At 52.5% G+C, this 20,086-nt stretch carries 18 protein-coding genes; 5 read left to right on the top strand and 13 right to left on the bottom strand.

The features are described 5' to 3' along the window. The first annotated feature begins 237 nt into the window (after positions 1–237). From mglB to mglC, 3 genes are all read left to right on the top strand, one after another. Entirely contained in the window at positions 238–1,236 is a 999-nt protein-coding gene (mglB, locus tag GW591_RS02675) for a galactose/glucose ABC transporter substrate-binding protein MglB (protein WP_013574745.1), read from the top strand. A 226-nt stretch (positions 1,237–1,462) separates the two neighbouring features. Continuing rightward, complete coding sequence (gene mglA / locus GW591_RS02680) at positions 1,463–2,995, top strand: galactose/methyl galactoside ABC transporter ATP-binding protein MglA (RefSeq protein WP_112151158.1); 1,533 nt, start codon at positions 1,463–1,465, stop codon at positions 2,993–2,995. An 18-nt stretch (positions 2,996–3,013) separates the two neighbouring features. After that, positions 3,014–4,024, top strand: a complete 1,011-nt coding sequence (mglC, locus tag GW591_RS02685) for a galactose/methyl galactoside ABC transporter permease MglC (RefSeq protein ID WP_013574747.1) — start codon at positions 3,014–3,016, stop codon at positions 4,022–4,024. 139 nt (positions 4,025–4,163) lie between these two features. On the opposite strand, the gene sanA is transcribed toward mglC, so the two are convergent. From sanA to GW591_RS02730, 9 genes are all read right to left on the bottom strand, one after another. Beyond that, entirely contained in the window at positions 4,164–5,087 is a 924-nt protein-coding gene (gene sanA, locus GW591_RS02690; protein WP_013574748.1) for an outer membrane permeability protein SanA, read from the bottom strand. A 226-nt stretch (positions 5,088–5,313) separates the two neighbouring features. Further along, on the bottom strand, positions 5,314–7,011 hold the full coding sequence (locus tag GW591_RS02695; RefSeq protein WP_013574749.1) for an NAD-dependent malic enzyme: 1,698 nt from the start codon (positions 7,009–7,011) through the stop codon (positions 5,314–5,316). 158 nt (positions 7,012–7,169) lie between these two features. After that, complete coding sequence (cdd, locus tag GW591_RS02700; RefSeq protein WP_015689569.1) at positions 7,170–8,054, bottom strand: cytidine deaminase; 885 nt, start codon at positions 8,052–8,054, stop codon at positions 7,170–7,172. Positions 8,055–8,227: 173 nt separating this feature from the next. Continuing rightward, positions 8,228–8,962, bottom strand: coding sequence for an arginine ABC transporter substrate-binding protein (locus GW591_RS02705; RefSeq protein WP_013574751.1), 735 nt, complete (start codon positions 8,960–8,962; stop codon positions 8,228–8,230). Between the two features lie 227 nt (positions 8,963–9,189). Continuing rightward, entirely contained in the window at positions 9,190–9,858 is a 669-nt protein-coding gene (gene artM, locus GW591_RS02710; protein WP_112151156.1) for an arginine ABC transporter permease ArtM, read from the bottom strand. Continuing rightward, positions 9,858–10,574 carry an arginine ABC transporter permease ArtQ gene (gene artQ, locus GW591_RS02715; RefSeq protein ID WP_013574753.1) on the bottom strand — a complete coding sequence of 239 codons (717 nt, stop codon included), beginning with the start codon at positions 10,572–10,574 and terminating at the stop codon, positions 9,858–9,860. Before artQ ends, artM begins: the two co-directional genes overlap by 1 nt. A 12-nt stretch (positions 10,575–10,586) precedes the next feature. Beyond that, the gene (gene artJ / locus GW591_RS02720) at positions 10,587–11,318 is read right to left on the bottom strand and encodes an arginine ABC transporter substrate-binding protein (protein ID WP_013574754.1); all 732 of its coding nucleotides are present in this window, start codon (positions 11,316–11,318) and stop codon (positions 10,587–10,589) included. A 47-nt stretch (positions 11,319–11,365) separates the two neighbouring features. Further along, positions 11,366–12,094, bottom strand: a complete 729-nt coding sequence (gene artP / locus GW591_RS02725) for an arginine ABC transporter ATP-binding protein ArtP (protein ID WP_015689572.1) — start codon at positions 12,092–12,094, stop codon at positions 11,366–11,368. Positions 12,095–12,304: 210 nt separating this feature from the next. Continuing rightward, positions 12,305–12,886, bottom strand: a complete 582-nt coding sequence (locus tag GW591_RS02730; protein ID WP_013574756.1) for a lipoprotein — start codon at positions 12,884–12,886, stop codon at positions 12,305–12,307. Positions 12,887–13,073: 187 nt separating this feature from the next. Here GW591_RS02730 and GW591_RS02735 point away from each other — a divergent pair, with 187 nt between their 5' ends. Both GW591_RS02735 and GW591_RS02740 read left to right on the top strand, forming a co-directional pair. Further along, positions 13,074–13,400, top strand: coding sequence for a heavy metal-binding domain-containing protein (locus GW591_RS02735; protein ID WP_013574757.1), 327 nt, complete (start codon positions 13,074–13,076; stop codon positions 13,398–13,400). After that, on the top strand, positions 13,397–14,245 hold the full coding sequence (locus GW591_RS02740; protein ID WP_112198006.1) for an N-acetylmuramoyl-L-alanine amidase: 849 nt from the start codon (positions 13,397–13,399) through the stop codon (positions 14,243–14,245). Before GW591_RS02735 ends, GW591_RS02740 begins: the two co-directional genes overlap by 4 nt. Positions 14,246–14,267: 22 nt before the next feature. Here the strand turns inward: GW591_RS02740 and GW591_RS02745 are convergent, their stop codons facing one another. The 4 genes from GW591_RS02745 to poxB all read right to left on the bottom strand — a co-directional run bounded on the left by GW591_RS02745 (position 14,268) and on the right by poxB (position 19,808). After that, the gene (locus GW591_RS02745) at positions 14,268–15,302 is read right to left on the bottom strand and encodes an NAD-dependent epimerase/dehydratase family protein (protein WP_013574759.1); all 1,035 of its coding nucleotides are present in this window, start codon (positions 15,300–15,302) and stop codon (positions 14,268–14,270) included. A 156-nt stretch (positions 15,303–15,458) separates the two neighbouring features. Beyond that, a complete protein-coding gene (locus GW591_RS02750; protein ID WP_166860054.1) occupies positions 15,459–16,913 on the bottom strand; it encodes a DUF2867 domain-containing protein in 1,455 nt (484 codons plus the stop codon). 82 nt (positions 16,914–16,995) lie between these two features. Further along, positions 16,996–18,009: a low-specificity L-threonine aldolase gene (gene ltaE, locus GW591_RS02755; RefSeq protein WP_013574761.1), complete on the bottom strand. Its 1,014-nt coding sequence runs from the start codon at positions 18,007–18,009 to the stop codon at positions 16,996–16,998. A 77-nt stretch (positions 18,010–18,086) separates the two neighbouring features. After that, complete coding sequence (gene poxB / locus GW591_RS02760; protein ID WP_112151153.1) at positions 18,087–19,808, bottom strand: ubiquinone-dependent pyruvate dehydrogenase; 1,722 nt, start codon at positions 19,806–19,808, stop codon at positions 18,087–18,089. Between the last annotated feature and the right edge of the window lie 278 nt (positions 19,809–20,086).

The following is a 20,086-nucleotide window of genomic DNA, read 5'->3' on the forward strand; positions in this document are numbered from 1 at the left end:
TGTAACCGTTTTCAATCTGTGAGAACTTTCACAGTTTATTAACATCGGGCGCATTATGATTCATTCGTTTTCAATATGATTCAATTTGGGTCCGGTTTACCGGACTTGTTTCACAGCGAGTCAGGACGTTATAAGTCAAGGATGGCAGGCACCCACAATCGTGACGTGGAGCTGTACTGCTCCCGCAGGGATTTCCGGTGCCAAATTCTGTAACACCCTACATAACCGGAGATACAAATGAATAAGAAGGTCTTCACCCTGGCGACTCTGGCTGCAAGCATGATGTTTGGTTTTGCCGCACATGCTGCTGATACTAAAATCGGTGTCACCATCTACAAATATGACGACAACTTCATGTCCGAAGTTCGTAAAGCCATTGAGAAAGATGCGAAAGCCACTCCAGATGTGCAACTGCTGATGAATGACTCGCAAAACAGCCAGTCTACCCAGAACGACCAGGTTGACGTTATGCTGGCGAAGGGTGTTAAAGCGTTGGCCATTAACCTGGTTGACCCGGCTGCTGCCCCGGTCATCATTGAAAAAGCCCGCGGTGCTGGCATTCCTGTCGTTTTCTATAACAAAGAACCTTCCCGTAAAGATTTAGACAGCTACGACAAAGCCTATTATGTCGGGACTGATTCTAAAGAATCCGGCGTGATCCAGGGTGAGCTGATTGCTAAACACTGGAAAGCTAACCCGGCCTGGGATCTGAACAAAGACGGCGTGATTCAATACGTGCTGATCAAAGGCGAGCCGGGCCATCCGGATGCTGAAGCGCGTACTAAGTACGTCATCAGCACCCTGAATGGCAAAGAAGGCCTGAAAACTCAACAACTGCAGCTTGATACCGCCATGTGGGATACCGCACAGGCGAAAGACAAGATGGATGCGTGGTTATCCGGTCCTAACGCTAACAAAATCGAAGTGGTTATCGCCAACAACGATGCGATGGCAATGGGTGCTGTAGAAGCGCTGAAATCTCATAACAAAACCAGCATTCCGGTATTTGGTGTGGATGCCCTGTCAGAAGCGCTGGCACTGGTGAAATCTGGCGCAATGGCCGGTACCGTGTTGAACGATGCAAACAACCAGGCGAAAGCCACGTTTGATCTGGCGAGAAATCTGGCTGACGGTAAACCAGCGGCCGAAGGGACTAACTGGAAAATCGAAAACAAAGTCGTGCGTATTCCTTACGTCGCTGTGGATAAAGACAACCTGTCTTCCTTCGTGAAATAAGAATGCAACGGTAGCAGTAAAGACAGACAGCAATAAAAAACAAAGCTAAGCAGTGGCAAAAATAATTGCGGTTAAGCCGTAAATAAAGACTAAGTATGATTAGACGTTAATGCTTATCTGACAGGACGTCATGTCGCTCTGCGTGTGGTGCGTATACCGGCCATACGCAGGGCTGACATCAGGTATTAATACACCCGTTTATTTTTATCTTTAGCCAGGTATAACTATGGCCGATAATACGTTATCTGACACAACATCAAAACCGGACGAATTCCTTCTGGAAATGAGTGGCATCAATAAATCATTTCCTGGCGTCAGGGCGTTAGATAATGTGAATTTAAAAGTGCGTCCTCATTCTATTCACGCCCTGATGGGTGAAAATGGCGCCGGTAAATCCACATTATTAAAATGCCTTTTCGGGATATACAGCAAAGATTCCGGTACCATTCTTTTTCAGGGACAGGAAGTTAATTTTAAAAGTTCGAAAGAAGCGCTGGAACAAGGCGTGTCGATGGTCCATCAGGAATTAAACCTGGTGTTGCAACGTACGGTCATGGACAACATGTGGCTGGGACGTTATCCGACCAAAGGACTATTTGTCGATCAGGACAAAATGTACAAAGACACCAAGGCGATTTTCGACGAACTGGATATTGATATCGACCCGCGCGACAAGGTCGGTAAGTTGTCCGTTTCGCAGATGCAGATGATCGAAATCGCTAAGGCGTTTTCCTACAATGCAAAAATCGTCATTATGGACGAACCGACGTCCTCGCTGACGGAAAAGGAAGTGAACCATCTGTTCACCATCATCCGTAAGCTGAAAGATCGTGGCTGCGGCATTGTGTATATCTCGCATAAGATGGAAGAAATCTTCCAGCTGTGCGATGAGATAACCATTCTGCGCGACGGTCAGTGGATTATTACTCAGCCGCTGGAAGGCCTGGACATGGATAAAATCATTTCCATGATGGTCGGCCGCTCACTGAGCCAGCGTTTCCCTGACCGCCAGAACGTACCGGGTGAAGTTATCCTCGAAGTCCGTAATCTGACCTCGCTGCGCCAGCCTTCCATTCGTGATATTTCCTTTGATTTACACAAAGGGGAAATCCTCGGAATTGCCGGTTTAGTCGGTGCAAAACGTACAGATATCGTCGAGACGTTATTTGGTATCCGCGAGAAAGTCGCCGGAACCATTAAATTACACGGCAAAAAAATTAATAATCACAGTGCCAATGAAGCCATTAACCATGGTTTTGCACTGGTGACGGAAGAACGTCGTTCCACCGGTATTTATGCATATCTGGACATCGGCTTTAACTCGCTGATTTCTAATATTCGTCAATATAAAAATAAAGCCGGTTTACTCGACACTGCCCGGATGAAAAGCGATACCCAATGGGTTATCGATTCCATGCGGGTGAAAACGCCGGGACATAAAACCAGCATTGGTTCATTGTCAGGCGGTAATCAGCAAAAAGTTATTATCGGGCGCTGGTTATTAACCAACCCTGAGATATTAATGCTGGACGAACCGACGCGCGGCATTGATGTTGGCGCTAAGTTTGAAATTTACCAGTTAATCACCGAGTTGGCGAAAAAAGAGAAGGGGATCATTATTATCTCCTCTGAAATGCCGGAGTTGCTGGGTATTACTGACAGAATATTGGTTATGAGTAATGGACAGGTTGCAGGTATTGTTGAAACTAAAAATACCTCGCAGAACGAAATATTACGCCTGGCTTCCTTGCATCTCTAATTTTTAAGGGTTCTTATTATGAAAGCATTAAATAAGAAAAGTGTGCTCACTTATTTAAAAGAGGGCGGGATTTATGTGGTCCTGCTGGTCTTACTGGCCATTATTATCATCCAGGATCCGAGCTTCCTCAGTCTCGTCAACTTAAGTAACATTCTGACTCAGTCATCTGTGCGCGTTATTATCGCACTGGGCGTGGCAGGGCTTATCGTCACCCAGGGTACTGACCTGTCAGCCGGGCGTCAGGTCGGGTTAGCAGCGGTTGTTGCGGCCACCATGTTGCAGGCGATGGACAACGTCAACAAAGTATTCCCGAATCTGGAAGTGGTGCCCATTCCGCTGGTTATTCTGACCGTGTGTATTGTTGGTGCATTAATTGGTTTGCTGAACGGTATTATTATCGCTTACCTGAACGTAACGCCGTTTATTACCACGCTGGGCACGATGATTATCGTCTACGGGATTAACTCCCTGTATTACGATTATGTTGGTTCTTCACCGGTCGCAGGCTTTGACCCGGGCTTCTCCCAGTTTGCACAAGGCTTTATCCATTTAGGTGGTCTGAAGCTTTCCTACATTACGTTCTACGCGCTGATTGCGATCGCCTTTGTCTGGGTGTTGTGGAACAAAACCCGCTTCGGTAAAAACATCTTTGCTATCGGTGGTAACCCTGAAGCCGCGAAAGTTTCCGGCGTTAACGTCCCGTTAAACCTGATTATGATTTATGCATTGTCTGGTGTGTTCTACGCGTTCGGCGGTTTGCTCGAAGCGGGGCGTATCGGCAGTGCGACCAACAACCTCGGCTTTATGTATGAACTCGATGCCATCGCAGCCTGTGTGGTCGGCGGCGTGTCATTCGCCGGTGGTGTGGGTTCTGTGGCAGGGGTGGTGACAGGGGTGCTGATTTTCACCGTCATCAACTACGGCCTGACCTACATCGGCGTGAACCCTTACTGGCAGTACATTATCAAGGGCAGCATCATCATCTTTGCGGTGGCGCTGGACTCTTTGAAATACGCCAAGAAGAAATAAGTGATCGGGCAGTAAAAACAAAAGGCCGCATACGCGGCCTTTTTGCTGTCGTAAATTCGGAACCGGACTGCTCCCTCCCCTTTCGCAGGGTGAGGCGCTAAAGGCCAAACCCTTTCGAAGGGGAGGCGCAGTCCGGTTCTTACTGCTGGAAAGGATTTCTGCCCACCGGTTTCGGTGGTTCAGGTTGCGGTGCCGGTGCGGCATCCTCGGTTTCATCCTGAGCGGCGTCATTGGCTTCCTGCTCCGCTTTGACTCTGGCCGCTTCGTCTGCGGCCGCTTTTTCCGCAGCAGCTTTATCCGCTGCTGCCTTATCTGCCGCGGCTTTGGCGATAGCGGCTTTCTTCTCGGCTTCAAGTTGCTGTTGTAATGCCAGCAGTTGTTCCGGTGTTACCGCCGGGTAGCCCTGGGCATCGTCCGGAATGGTGTGTACCGCAGGAATAGGGATTAGCGGGCCAAGGAAGCGGGGTTCGCGTTTAAGCAGATACAAATCCGTCAGCGCGCCGAGGCGGGCGAAGATCTCGCGGCTGCGCACGCTGAGCATATTTTTTGGCGATGGTACGGCGAAACATTGTGCCTGAATGCCCATGTGCAGCGCGATAAACAGCGCGCGTTCGCAGTGGAAACGCTGGGTGATAATGATGAAATCGTTAGTGTCGAAGACTTTACGGGTACGCACGATGGAGTCGAGCGTACGGAATCCGGCGTAGTCGAGCACGATATCGCTGGCGGGAATACCGGCGGCAATCAGATCGCGGCGCATGGTGCTCGGCTCGTTATAACTTTGCTGTGCATTGTCACCGCTCAGCAGCAGATATTTTACCTTGCCGCTGTTGTAGGCATTAATCGCGCCCTGAATCCGGTACAGGTAATACTGATTAATGACGCCGGTGCGGTAATACTTCGCTGTTCCGAGCACCACGCCGACCTGACGGTGCGGCAGGGTTTGTACTTCGTCATAAATGTAGGGCTGGGTACGTAAGCTTATCCACTGATCAAGCCCAATAGCGACAGCCAGCATCAGAATAATGATGCCGAAAACGCCAGCTATAAGTCGCTTAATCATAGGTATCCCTGTTATGACCGGATGGAAATCGGATCCAAGGCTACTTTACCTGTTCGGGGTTCGCAATACGTTGGACTCTGCATCCACAGGCTTCGCAGCTTTTTTCAGCACTTTTCAGTGAATTACTTCTTAATCTGCGCGACGTACTGCAATTTGGACGAAAAAAAAGACCAATGCATAAGGCATTGGTCTGGATCATAGCCGGACTTCTTTTACTACCGTCGGATCAGAAAGACGTGCGCTTATAACTTCGGTACTGCGGTGCCCAGAAGTTGTGCTCAATGGCTTTCGACAGAGAATCTTCTGACGTTACCATCGCCACGCCCTGCAACTGCGCGGCCTTACCGACGGCCATCGCGATGCATTTAGACACGCCCTGAATATCGTCAACGTCCGGCAGCAGCGAGCCTGTGCCTTCTGTGGCCAGCGGCGAACACTCTGCCAGTGTTCTGCTGGCGGCCATCAGCATCCCGTCGGTAACGCGGGTGGCGCCCGAGGCAATCACACCCAGCCCGATCCCCGGGAAGATGAAGGAGTTGTTGCACTGTGCGATAGGGTAGAGCTTGCCTTTGTGGCTCACCGGTGCAAACGGGCTGCCGGTGGCGACCAGCGCGGCGCCGTCTGTCCAGTTCAGGATATCGGCAGGTGTGGCTTCCACGCGGGACGTCGGATTGCTCAGGGGCATCACCACCGGACGTGCACAGTGTTTGTGCATTTCGCGGATAATTTCTTCGGTGAACAGCCCCGGCTGGCCGGAAACGCCGATCAGCACGGTTGGCCTGGCGTTACGCACCACATCCAGCAGGGAAACGCTGTCGCTTTCCATGCCCCAGCTGGCCAGTGCGCTGCTTTTCTGCACCAGTTTGCTCTGGAAATCCAGCAGGTTAGGCAGTTTATCGGTGAGCAAACCAAAGCGGTCGACCATAAAGACTTTGGCGCGGGCTTCTTCTTCACTCAGACCTTCAGATTTCATCTGCGCAACGATTTGTTCTGCGATACCACAACCGGCAGAACCGGCACCGAGGAAGGCGACTGTCTGATCGCTCAGTTTGCCCCCGGCGGCTTTACTGGCGGCAATCAGGCTACCCAGCGCCACGGACGCTGTGCCCTGAATATCGTCGTTAAAGCAGCACAGTTCATCACGGTAGCGTTCGAGGATCGGCATGGCATTCTTCTGCGCGAAATCTTCAAACTGCAGCAGCACGTTTGGCCAGCGGATTTTTACGGCCTGAATGAACTGATCAACGAACGCTTCATATTCTTCACCCGTAATGCGCGGATGACGCCAGCCCATGTACAGCGGGTCGTTGAGTAACTGCGGATTGTTGGTGCCGGCGTCCAGAACCACCGGCAAGGTATACGCCGGGCTGATGCCACCACAGGCGGTATACAGGGAAAGCTTACCGATCGGAATGCCCATGCCGCCGATGCCCTGGTCGCCCAGGCCGAGAATGCGTTCGCCGTCAGTCACCACCACCACTTTTACGTGTTGTTTGGTGGCGTTCTGCAACATGTCATCGATGTGGGCGCGGTTGGGATAAGAGATGAACAGGCCACGGGCGCGGCGGTAGATATCGGAAAAGTGTTCGCAGGCCTCGCCGACGGTCGGGGTATAAATCACCGGCATCATTTCGCTGAGATGGTTGTCCAGCAGACGGTAGAACAGTGTCTCATTGGTGTCCTGAATGTTTCTCAAATAGATGTGTTTATCGATGTCGGTTTTGAAATTCTGAAACTGGCGGTAGGCACGGTCAGCCTGTTCTTCGATGGTTTCCACCGCTTCCGGCAGTAAACCGTGAAGGTTAAAGTTGCTGCGCTCTTCTTCAGTAAAAGCGCTGCCTTTATTCAGTAACGGAAACTCTAACAGGATCGGGCCAGCGTGGGGAATGTACAGGGGGCGTTTACTTTCGTATTCAAGTTCCATCGTTTTACTCTTCCGGTTTTCAGAATGTTGTTTTTTATATTTCGGAGCGGTGAGGGTAACAGAGAGGAAATAAGGATTTCAAATGACAAATGTAATGACAATGTTATGTAACTAAAGACTCCGGAAACAGAGTCTTTAGTGTTAACCGGCTCACACTATCAGCAGGTCAGCGTGGTGATATCTTTGCAGCCCAGTGCTTTTAACGTGGCACGCGTGGCATCGTTTTGCGTGATCAACGCATCTTTTTGCTCGACCAGTACTGCACGGCGCACTTTCAGGCAATCTTCACCTGACATATTCAGCAGGATTAACGCGGCCTGCAAAGGAGGCAGGCTCGGATTGAATGCGGCGTTTTCGGCGTAACGGCCACCGAACTGTTTGCCGTTATGAGTTTCCAGCGCCACACCACTGTGCGACTTACTGTAAGGCGCATGACTTTGATTGCAGGCATCCAGTGCCATGAGTGCCAGGGAGTCGGTGCTTTCCAGTGTGTAACCGTGATTCACTTGGTCCATCAGCAGGGTGGTGATGTCCAGATCCTTTGGGCCGAAGGAGTGCGGCAGATAATCGCCAAGTGTTGCTACATCACGATCGGGCAGATGGATATCCAGCGCTGTGCCGCTGGTCAGCTCATTCATAAACTGACGACAATGCCCGCAAGGGGTGTAATTCACGGTGATGGAGGCCAGACGGGTTTCACCACGCAGCCAGGCGTGCGTGACTGCGGATTGCTCAGCGTGAACCGTTTGTTGCATCGGCGCACCGGCGAATTCCATGTTGGCACCGAAATACAAATTGCCTGAAATTCCGCGTGCAACCGCACCGACATTGAAATGAGAGATAGGCGTAACGGAACAGGCTGCGGCCAGAGGCAGCAGGGCAAATGCCAGCGCGTCATCGTCCAGTCCGGTCGCCTGTTTTATCTGCGCAACATCAGCCGCAGTGAGCATTGCCGGGAAGTCATCATGACGCAAAAACGGCTCAAGCGCGGAGGATAAATTTTCAGGGAGTGCCGCAAAGGCGGTGTGAAAACGTGCGTGCATAAACATTCGATCTCGCAGTGATTACGGTTGAACAGTGTAAAAGTCATTCCATGAATGTAGTGTGATGAATGTCACTTTTTCGATGTAATAAGTTCTGCTTCGTTGCATATTTGGGAGATGTTACGCAGAACAGCCGCCTTTCCAGACGGCTGTTAAAAAAGGATGACGGGGAATCAGTGAGCCGGGAACCACTTGTCATTGATCTTTTTAAATTCGCCGTTAGCTTTGATCCCTTCCAGCGCTGTGTTCAGCTTCGCCAGCAGTTCCTTATTATCAGGACGCACCGCCATGCCGACGCCGGTACCAAAGTATTGCGGATCTTTAATCAGCTCGCCGACTTCACCCAGATTCGGGTTGGATTTCAGCCAGCCGTTCAGCACGGCGGTGTCGCCTAACAGCCCGTCCAGACGACCACTTTTCAGATCCAGAATCGCATTCTGATAGCTGTCGTAACCGACGGTAGTGATTTCAGGATGCTTTTCCATCAGGTATTTCTGGTGCGTGGTGCCATTTTCCAGGCCAACACGCTTACCTTTCAGATCCGCAATAGAAGCAAACTTGCCTTTCGGCCCGATAATCATTGCCGTGTTAGCGTAGTAAGGCTGGGTGAACGTCACCTGTTTACTGCGCTCTTCCGTGATATCCATACCGGAAATAATCACATCGAAACGACGGAATTTCAGTGCCGGGATCAGACCATCAAACGGCTGATTGGTGAAGGTACAGGTTTCCTGCATTTGCTTACACAGCGCGTTCGCCAGGTCGATATCAAAACCAATAATCTGGTTGTCAGCGCCGATAGATTCAAACGGCGGATACGTGGCGGAAGTACCGAAACGAATGGTGTCCGCAGCGGTGGCAGTGAAAACCGTGGCAGACAAGAGGGCGGCGAGGATCAGCTTTTTCATGCAATACATTCCTGTTCAAAAAATGACATTCCCTTCATGGTACAGTTTACTGATTTTATTAATTTAATCGGGTAACTGGCAGGAAGTGAAACCTGAGAATAAAGTGCCACTAAATGAATTTATATGCAATAAATTTGATTAAAAAATTATAAATTGAAACAAGGGGATGTTTTTTCCGGCACAAAAAAAGGGACGATTTCTCGTCCCTTCAGATTCTTCTCTGGCTATCAGTTACGGCGTTCAAATGCCAGTGCACGACGCTCAATCAGGCGCATCATCAGGGTCAGCAACCCGTTCACGCACAGATAAACCACACCGGCCGCACCGAATACCATCACGTCATACGTACGACCGTACATCAGCTGGCTGTGACCCATCACATCCATCAGCGTAATGGTGTAGGCCAGCGAGGTACTTTTAAACACCAGCACCACTTCGTTGGAATACGATGACAGCGCGCGTTTAAAGGCGTACGGCAACAGAATGCGCAAGGTTTGCGGCTTCGACATGCCAAGTGCTTCGCACGACTGCCACTGGCCGGACGGAATAGCGCGTACCGCACCGGTAAACAACTGTGTGGTATATGCCGCGCTGTTCAGCGCCAATGCAAACATCGCGCAAAGCCACGGCTGCGACAGGACTTCCCATAACCACGGAATTTCGCGGATCGACGGAAACTGGCCCGGTCCGTAGTAAATCAGGAAGATTTGCACCAGCAACGGTGTGCCGGTAAACAGCGTGATGTAACCTTTAACGATCTGACTGGCAACCGGCACTTTCAGCGTCAGAACGACGGTGAAAATCATCGCCAGTAACAGTGCAACAATCAGTGCCGCCACGGTCAGTGTCAGGCTGGTGTGCAATCCTTTCAGGACTTCAGGTAAATATTCCCACATCAGGATGCACTCCGTTCAAAGCGTGTGGTACGCAGTTCGATACGTTTAATCACGAACTGGCTGAACAGGGTAACAAGCAGATAGATACACGCCGCAATCACATACCAGGTAAATGGCTCCTGCGTACGGGTCGCAATGCTTTTGGTTTGCAGCATCAGGTCGTTCACGCTGATAAGGGATACCAGCGCGGTATCTTTCAGCAGCACCAGCCACTGATTACTCAGTCCCGGCAACGCATGACGCCACATCTGCGGCATGATCAGGCGGAAGAAAATCGCCGACTTTTTCATGCCCAACACCTGACCGGACTCCCATTGTCCTTGTGGCACGGCTTTCAGTGCGCCGCGCAATGTCTGCGATGCATAAGCCGAATACAGCAGGGAAAGGGCGATCACACCACACACAAACGGGCTGACTTCGAAGTTCTCAATCGGCAACTTGATCGGGATGGCGAACAGGCCAAGATTGATGCTGAAGCCATCGGCCAGCACCATCAGCAGCTGTGAGGAACCAAAATAGATGAACAGTACCACCAGGATTTCCGGCAGACCGCGCAGCACGGTAACCCACGCGGTGCCCAGCCAGCTAAGCGGCTTCCACGGCGCGGATTCCCAGACTGCGAAAATCATCGCCAGCACCAGGCCGAGGATCAGCGCACAAACGGCAAGGCCGACGGTCATCCCGGCGGCGCTTGCTAAAGGTTGGAATTCAGTCATTGATAGGCAAACTTATTGCTGGAACCATTTTGAATACAGCGTCTTGTAAGTGCCGTCTGCTTTCACTTTTGCCAGAGCATCATTCAGTTTAGTCAGCAATTCGGTATTGTTCTGACGAACCGCAACACCCAGGCCGGTACCGAAGTAAGTCGGGTCAGTGATTTTGTCACCCACAGCGGCCAGATTTTTGTTCTGTTTCAGCCATTCATTCACCACGGCGGTGTCACCGAATACGGCATCCAGACGACCGTTTTTCAGGTCCAGTACGGCATTCTGATAGCTGTCGTAAGGTACGGCGGTGATTTCAGGGTGCTTATCCATCAGGTATTTCTGATGAGTCGTGCCGTTTTGCATACCGACACGTTTGCCTTTGAGCGCAGCAACGTCAGTGAACTGACCAGAATGGGCGATGAAAATAGCAGAGTTATCGTAGTACGGGTTGGTGAATGCCACTTGTTTCTGACGTTCAGGCGTGATGTCCATACCGGAAATCACCGCGTCAAAACGGCGGAATTTCAGGCTCGGGATCAGGCTGTCGAACGCCTGATTGGTGAACGTACAGGTTGCCTGCATCTCTTTACACATGGCGTTCGCCAGATCGACGTCAAAGCCCTGGATCTGATTGCTGGAGTCTACAAACTCAAACGGAGGATAAGACGCTTCCATCGCGAAACGGATGGTATCAGCAGCGCTGGCAGACAAACTGACGGTAGCCAGAACCGCGGCAATTACTAATTTTTTCATCGCAAACTCCGTAGAAACATCAATCAATGTATTGATAGAAATACAGTTTAGTGGGAAAGGTAGCTGGCAAACTCTTTGGTTTGCGGCTGTGCGAAAACGGAGGCATCGCCTTGCTCGACAATGCGGCCATTTTCCATGTACACCACGCGGCTGGCGGTCTTACGCGCAACTTCAACTTCGTGGGTCACGATAACCTGAGTAATGCCGGTGCCGGCCAGTTCGCGAATAATGCTGACGATCTGGGCGGTGATTTCCGGGTCAAGCGCGGCGGTAGGTTCATCAAACAGCAGAACCTGAGGCTCCATCATCAGCGCACGGGCAATCGCCACACGCTGTTGCTGGCCACCGGAAAGATGCAACGGAAAACGATCGGCGTAATCGGTCAGACGCAGACGGGTCAGCAATTTCTGGGCACGCGCGAGCGCAACGTCTTTGGTCAGCCCCAGCACTCGCATAGGCGCTTCCAGTAAGTTGTCGAGCACCGTGCGGTGCGGCCACAGATTGTATTGCTGGAAAACCATGCCGACGTTCTGACGCAATTCGCGAACGGCTTTTTCATCCGGTTTGCGGGTGAAATCGAAGGTATTACCGGCGATCTGCAAAGTGCCTGAACGCGGCATTTCCAGCAGGTTCAGAACACGTAACAGGGAGCTTTTGCCTGCACCACTTGGGCCGAGTAAAACCAGAGTTTCACCGGCAGGGCAGTCGAGCTGAATGTCAAAAAGCGCCTGATGCACGCCGTAGAAGCAGTTGATGCTATTAAGTTGAATACTCATGCGCAAATAGTGAATAGCCATTGATGCCGCAGATGGTAACTTCCGCAGCATAGTTATGCAACGATCGCGGCTTAAAAATTATGTGTTACCGCAGGAATGCCAAAGTGTAGCACATCATATTGTTAAACCGCTGTGACGGGGATGTTGGTCAATGACGATATTCATCACTGACCCACATTATGCAACCGCTATTTTAGAGAAAGGAATGGCTTACTGGTGTTCTAAAACCTGGCGCAGTGTGCCACTTGAAGCGAAATCGAGGTTTGCCATATAACGCACATCATCAACCGTCCAGCATTGGCCTTCACGCACCATCAGCACTTCATCTTTCCAGCTTGTCGATGCGCCTTTGTCTTTCTCATGTGTGAAGGTGACACGCAGGGGAATGTTACGGGCGTCGGTGTTCGGTATGGTGGAGGCGCTGTCTACGGAGGCAGACGTCGGTCCATCAAACAGGCTGGAGAAAATGTCACCATCGCCAGAACCAGCACCCGTTTTCTCGTTCGGTGAGGCGGCGATATCGACTTTCGGATGTGACTGCGCTTTCAGCAGCGCATCATACAATGCGGTGCTCAGATAAGGTCGGTATGCCGCCAGTTGGCTGGAATTGGGTAATCCGCTGCCGCCTTGTTTAATGCGAAAATCATAGAATTGCTGAGCAACGCTGTCAGGGCCGCCATCGACACAGGGTGCGGTGCGGCTGCCAATGTCCTTATATGCAGGTTCTACCGTGGTGCAGGCACTTAACATCAGTACCAGCGGGATGGCGGCGACAAGGGTTTTCTTTTTCATTGTATTCCTTACTGAAAGATTGAACATTTTCACCATGACGTTCTTTACCATACAGTATAAAACCGATTTGGCTTAATGCATGACGAAGAGAAATCAGTCAAAGGTAATACCTTGATCTCTCAAGCAGGGTTTATGCTATTAATGACATTATTGCCAGGATTTGGACGACAACTGATAAGGAATACGCATGCAAATTTCAACCACTCCGACCCTCGAAGGTTTCACCATCGCTGAATATTGCGGCGTAGTGACGGGCGAAGCGATTTTAGGGGCAAATATTTTTCGTGATTTCTTTGCTGGTGTGCGCGATATCGTCGGTGGGCGTTCCGGCGCTTATGAAAAAGAGCTGCGCAAGGCGCGTGAAATTGCTTTCCGTGAACTGGAAGAACAGGCGAAAGAGCGCGGTGCGAACGCGGTTGTCGGTATTGATATCGATTATGAAACCGTGGGCAAAGACAGCAGCATGCTGATGGTCAGCGTGTCCGGCACCGCAGTGATTGTGCATCGCAAATGATCTGTCAGCGTGTGAAACGGGGTCTGTTCACTGTCGCATTACTCATGCTGGCCGGTTGTCAGCACGCCAGCCAGCAGGGCGCGGATGCGCCATTCCGGCTGGAAACGGCGCGACAGGCGCAGGGCGCAGATCAGCGGATCCGTTTTCTGGTGATCCATTACACCGCTGAAGATTTCAACAACGCATTAAATACGCTTACAGATGAGCACGTCAGCGCACATTATCTGATCCCGGCGCAACCGCCACTTGAAGCGGGTAAACCGGTGGCGTGGCAACTGGTGCCTGAAAATATGCGCGCCTGGCATGCCGGTGCCAGCGGCTGGCGCGGGCGTACCAATCTTAACGATACGTCGGTGGGCATCGAACTGGAGAACAAAGGCTACAGCAACTATTTGCTCGGCAAAAAATTCTATCCGTTCCCGCCTGCGCAAATAGATTTACTGGCTAATCTGAGCCAGGAGATTGTCGCGCGTTATCAGATAGAACCGCGCAATGTGGTGGCGCACAGCGATATCGCGCCGCAGCGCAAAGATGACCCCGGTCCGCTGTTCCCCTGGCAGGAAATGGCCGAACGTGGGATTGGCGCGTGGCCGGATGCGGCGCGGGTGAATCAGTATCTGGCGGGACGTAATCCGCAACAGCCTGTCGATCAGGCGCAGTTGCTGGTGTTGCTGAAAGCGTACGGATATTCAGTGGAAGATAATATGACGCCGCGTCAGCAGCGTCGGGTGATTGCGGCATTCCAGATGCATTTCCGCCAGAGTGATTATCGCGGCCATGCGGATGCTGAAACTGAAGCGATCGTCCGGGCGCTGTTACAGCAGTTTCCGGAGAAGAACGACTGAAACCAGCGACTGACCTGTACGGTCAGTCGCGTTTCGGACCGATGCCGTGCAGCCCCTGAAGTTTACCGTGATCGCGTAACCAGTCGGCGGTGCGGATAATCCCCTGATCGAGTGAAATCACCGGCACATAACCGAGTTCTTTCTGCGCACGCTGTGTGTCGAGCGTGAGATCGAAATTGAGTTTTGCCACACTGTAATGCGTCAGCACCGGTTCTTTCTGCGAGCTTTTGCTGATGCGCTCCATGCCCCGCGCCATCATATCCAGCAGCGGATACGGCACCGAACGGATGCGATATTTGATATCCAGATTTTCCATCAGTTGTTTCACCAACGTACACAGCGGACGCGGTTGCTGATTTGTAATATTGAACGCGCGACCTGATTCTGTTGCCTGCGACTGCGTCGCCAGCCACATTGCATGCACGGCATTCTCAACGTAGGTCATGTCCACCAGCGCTTCTCCGCCGCGTGGCAGCATCAGTGTTCCGCCATATTTCAGCATTTGCAGCAAACGCGGCATCATGACGTTGTCGTGCGGGCCGAAAATGCCCTGCGGTCGCAAAATGGTGAAATGCGTTTGTGGATTCGACAATGCCAGCGTGTGGATCACCTGTTCACCGGCGGCTTTGCTGCGTGCAAAGGAGTTGGCGAAACGGTGCGGGCGAAAGTCTTCCTGAATATCACGGTGATGGTGAAAATCGAAGTAGATCGCCGGTGACGAAATATGCACGAAGTTTTCCACACCATATGCCGCGGACCATTCGCCCAGACGCCGTGTGGCGCGCACATTCGCCAGCTCGAATTCCTGTTCACTGCCCCACGGCGACATCAGCCCTGAGCAGTGCCAGACGGTATCGATATCTGCCAGCAGGGCTTTGGCCTGAGCAGACACCAGCGTGGTGAGATCGGCGTGAATAAATTCTGCGCCCATTTTCTGCAAAAGCGATCCCATGGCGGCATTCCGTCCCGTCGCCCTGACTTTGATGCCTTTATTTCGCAGAAACTCAACGGCATTTCTTCCAAGACCGCCGCTCGCACCGGTAACCAAAACCTTCATATACAGGCCAATGCCTTCATAAATAGAGAAAAATTGTTGTCAGCGTCGGGGTTCTGGCACCCCTGAGCAATAAGGGTGCCATTCTTTCGTGAAATTGTGCGGGTTGCAATGGGAAAGGGGGAAAGCTGTGTCTGAAAGCAGATTAAATGACCCTCTTTAGCGTCCGCAACGGTCTTTCTGCCGGGCAAGGCTGGCGATGCGTTTTGCCATACCACGAAAAATAAACTGATGAGCGGGCATCATACTGAACCAGTAAAGCAGGCCGCTGAACCCTGCCGGATGCCACCAGGCGCGCACATCCAGGCTGCGGCTTTCACCGTGGTCGGTAATCGTGAACGTTAAACGACCGAGCCCCGGCGCTTTCATGCCGAATAACAGCGCCAGTTCGCGCTGAGGTTTCAGGCCGATCACTTTCCAGCCATCAATTTTATCGCCAGGTTTCAGGAAATCACGATCCGGACGGCCGTATTTCACGCCGCCGCCGAGTAAATCGTCGATCCGTGCCCGCGTTTTCCACAAACCGTTGGCATAGAAATACCCTTCAGCGCCCCCAAGCTGCTGAATGACTTTCCATAATGCGGCTTTTGACGCCGACGTTTCCAACGTGAAACCCGCCTGTTTCGGATAATAACCGTAGCCTGGACGCCAGCGCGCGCGGGCGTCAGGATCGTATCCCCAGTCCGGTGAATCCATGATCTGTTGCTGTTCTTTTTCCAGCGTACTGCGGATCGCCTCATCAATGGGGATCAGTGTCTGCGGGATCAGCTTTTGCAGTTTCTCACTGTCGGCCGGTAAATCGTGGTTCAGCCCCTGGATCAGCGCTTTTGCCAGTGACGTCGGCACGGAGGTGATCAGGCTGAGAAAATATACCGAAACAAAAGATGTTGGCAGGGGAACGGGGAGCAGCCAGCGGCGTTTACCGCTCATCGCGATAAAGAGTTTAAACAGCGTCTGATAGCTGATGTATTCCGGCCCCGCCGCCTCCAGAATCTGATTTTCTGTGGCAGGCAGTGTCACCAGCCCCTGTAAATAATTAAGCAGATTTTCCAGTGCAATGGGCGATGACTTTGAGCGAACCCAGCGCGGCGGCGTCAGCACCGGCAGGTTGTACACCATGTCACGCATCACTTCGAACGCGGCGGAACCCGCGCCAATCACAATGCCGGTGCGCAGTTCTGTCACCGGGATGGTGCTCATGCGCAGCAAATCGCCGGTCAGTTTTCTCGCCTGCAAATGCGGCGAATGGTTGTCTTCCGGCTGCATCGAGCCGAGATAAACAATGTGCTTAATGGAGGAATCTTTCAGTGCCAGCAGAGTGTGCTGCGCCGCCTGCCGTTCTTTTTCCAGTAAATCATCATCTTCTGCCATGGCGTGAACCAGATACACCAGCACGTCAGCGCCTTCAAAGGCGGCAGCCAACGTTTTACTCTGATAGACATCCGCGAAGCAGCAGCGGACGTTTGGCCATTTTTGCTGTTGCAGCCATTCGATACGGCGTGCGGCGGCCGTTACCTTGAAACCTTGCTGGCTCAGATGCGCCGTCAGATGTTGTCCGATATACCCGCTGGCACCGAGAACGACGATCCGGCCAGTGTGTGTCGTGATTGGCATTTCCATTTGCTCGGTCAGTGTAAGGGAGATAAAGCAGAAAGTACGGCGATACCCGCGCAGGCTATCGCCGTCAACCGGATTGTCAGGCGTGCTGATGCAGGAATTCCTGCCACAGCGCCACGACTTTTTGCAGATCTTCACGACTGATATTGATATGCGTCAGCACGCGTGTGACCGGCCCCGCACTGATGATCACACCGCGCTCCTGCATCCACGGCCCCATTTTGGCTGCCAGTTCCGCGCTTTGTTTAATGTACAGCACATTGGTTTGGGCACCGGGTTCAGCGATTTCTACGCCGATTTTGCGCAGTTCCTGTGCCAGCCACTGTGCATTGTCGTGGTCATCTTGCAGACGTGAAACGTTATTTTCCAGCGCGTAAATTGCTGCTGCGGCCAGAATACCGGACTGGCGCATACCGCCACCGGTCATTTTGCGCCAGCGGTTAGCGCGCTGGATGTACTCTTTGCTGCCGACCAGAAGGGAACCAATCGGTGCGCCCAGACCTTTCGACAGGCAGATGGTCAGCGTGTCGCAATACTGAGTGATCTCACGTAATTCCACGTTCAGTGCCACTGCCGCATTCATGATACGCGCGCCATCAATGTGCAGTGCCAGCCCTTTTTCGCGGGTGAAGGCGAACGCCTTTTGCAGATAATCCAGCGGAAGCACTTTGCCACTGTGGGTGTTTTCCAGGCTCAGCAGACGGGTCCGGGCAAAATGGATATCATCGGGCTTGATGGCTGCCGCGATCTTATCCAGCGGGATAGAACCGTCAGCATCCATGTCCAGCGGCTGAGGCTGGATACTGCCGAGCACCGCGGCTCCACCTGCTTCATACATATAATTGTGAGCTTTCTGGCCAACAATATATTCTTCGCCACGCTGGCAGTGCGTCAGCAACGCCACCAGATTGGCCTGCGTACCGGTTGGTAAAAACAGCGCCGCGTCTTTGCCACACAACTTTGCCGCCATGTCCTGTAAAGCATTTACCGTTGGGTCATCGCCGTAGACATCATCGCCGACTTCAGCGCGGGCCATGGCCTGACGCATAGCTTCACTGGGGCGGGTTACGGTATCACTGCGTAAATCGATCAACGTGGCTTCCTTCTGGGTGAATGCCCCTTAAGGGGGCAGGTATGATTATTTAATCATGCACTATAGCCCTGTCGGGGTTATCGCAGCCAGTTGGTTTTTGCCAGTTCGACCACTTCGTCGCCCCGGCCGCTGATCACCGCGCGCAGCATGTACAGGCTGAAGCCTTTTGCCTGTTCGAATTTTATCTGCGGTGGCATCGCCAGTTCTTCAGTGGCGGTGATCACATCGATCAGCACCGGCCCCTCGTAGGCGAACGCATCCTGCAAGGCGGTGTTGATATCGGAGGCTTTTTCAACCCGAATGCCTTTGATGCCTGCAGCTTCAGCGATAGCGGCGAAATCCGGATTTTTCAGCTCGGTGCCATCCGTCAGATAACCGCCGGATTTCATTTCCATTGCCACAAAGCCCAGTACGCTGTTATTGAAAATGATGATTTTCACCGGCAGCTTTTGCTGCGCCAGCGTCAGGAAATCCCCCATCAGCATGGCAAATCCGCCGTCGCCGCACAGCGCCACAACCTGACGTGAGCGGTCAATGGCCTGCGCACCAATCGCCTGCGGCATGGCGTTGGCCATCGAGCCGTGGTTGAACGAGCCGAGCAAACGGCGCTGGCCGTTCATTTGCAGATAACGACACGCCCAGACGGTCGGCGTGCCGACGTCGCAGGTGAAAATCGCATCGGCAGCGGCAAAGCGGCTAATCTGCTGCGCCAGATATTGCGGGTGGATCGGTTGCTTGTCGTTCGGCGTCGCCAGCCCGTCGAGATCTTTGCGCGCTTCCTCGTAATGCTTCAGCGCCTTGTCGAGGAACTTGCGTTCATTTTTTACCTGCAACTGCGGCAGAAGGGCGGTCAGGGTGGATTTGATGTCGCCAACCAGCGCCATATCCACATGGCAATGTGCACCGATGCTGCCCGGATTGATATCAATCTGAATGATTTTGGCATCGGTCGGATAAAACGCGCGATACGGGAATTGCGTGCCGAGCAGGATCAGCGTGTCGGCATTGAGCATGGCATGATAACCGGAAGAGAAGCCGATCAGCCCGGTCATACCGACGCTGTACGGGTTATCCCATTCGATATGTTCTTTGCCGCGAAGTGCATGCACCACCGGCGCTTTCAGGGTTTCAGCCAGTCTGATCACTTCATCGTGCGCACCCGCGCAGCCGCTGCCACACATCATCGTAATGTTGGTCGCGCCGTTCAGCAGTTCCGCCAGCTTTTCCAGTTCTGTAGGCTGTGGCGTGACTTTTGGCAGCACAGGCGGATACCAGCTGACTTTAGCATCTTCCGGCGCAGGCTTGAGCGCCACATCACCCGGCAGCACAATCACTGATACGCCACGGTTGAGAATGGCTTTGCGCATGGCGATCGCCAGCACCTGCGGCAGTTGCTCGGGATTGCTGATCAGTTCGCAGTAATGGCTGCATTCACGGAATAATTCGGTCGGGTGGGTTTCCTGAAAGTAACCGCTGCCGATTTCACTCGACGGGATATGCGCGGCAATCGCGACCACCGGCACGTGATTGCGATGGCAATCGAACAGGCCGTTGATCAGATGCAGGTTGCCCGGGCCACAAGAACCGGCGCACACCGCCAGTTCGCCGGTGATTTGTGCTTCGGCTCCGGCGGCGAATGCGGCCACTTCCTCATGGCGCGTACCCAGCCATTCGATGGTACCCATGCGGTTCAGGCTGTCGCTTAACCCGTTCAGGGAGTCGCCGGTGACGCCCCAGATCCTTTTTACGCCTGCTGCCTCGAGAGTTTTCGCCAGGTATGCTGCTACGCTTTGTTTCATAGTCCCTCCGGTGCGCCCGTCATCCTTCGAGCTGCCTCTGCGTTGGCTGCTTTCGCGAACCCGGTCACATACTTATGTATGCTCCCGGCGATTCACTCAGTTGCCGCCTTGATCCAACTCGAATGATTTAGGGCTAATTTTCAAATAAGTGGATTAAGCATAGTCCACTGATTACATCCTTGAATGTTCAGCCTTAAACCATACAAAAATATGCGGAGGAGGGAGGTGAAGAATTGTAAATCTGCCCGCGCAGACTGTAAAAAGTCATGAGCGGGCAG

The sequence above is a fragment of the Rahnella aceris genome (assembly GCF_011684115.1).
In the GTDB taxonomy this organism is placed as follows: Bacteria; Pseudomonadota; Gammaproteobacteria; order Enterobacterales; family Enterobacteriaceae; genus Rahnella; species Rahnella aceris.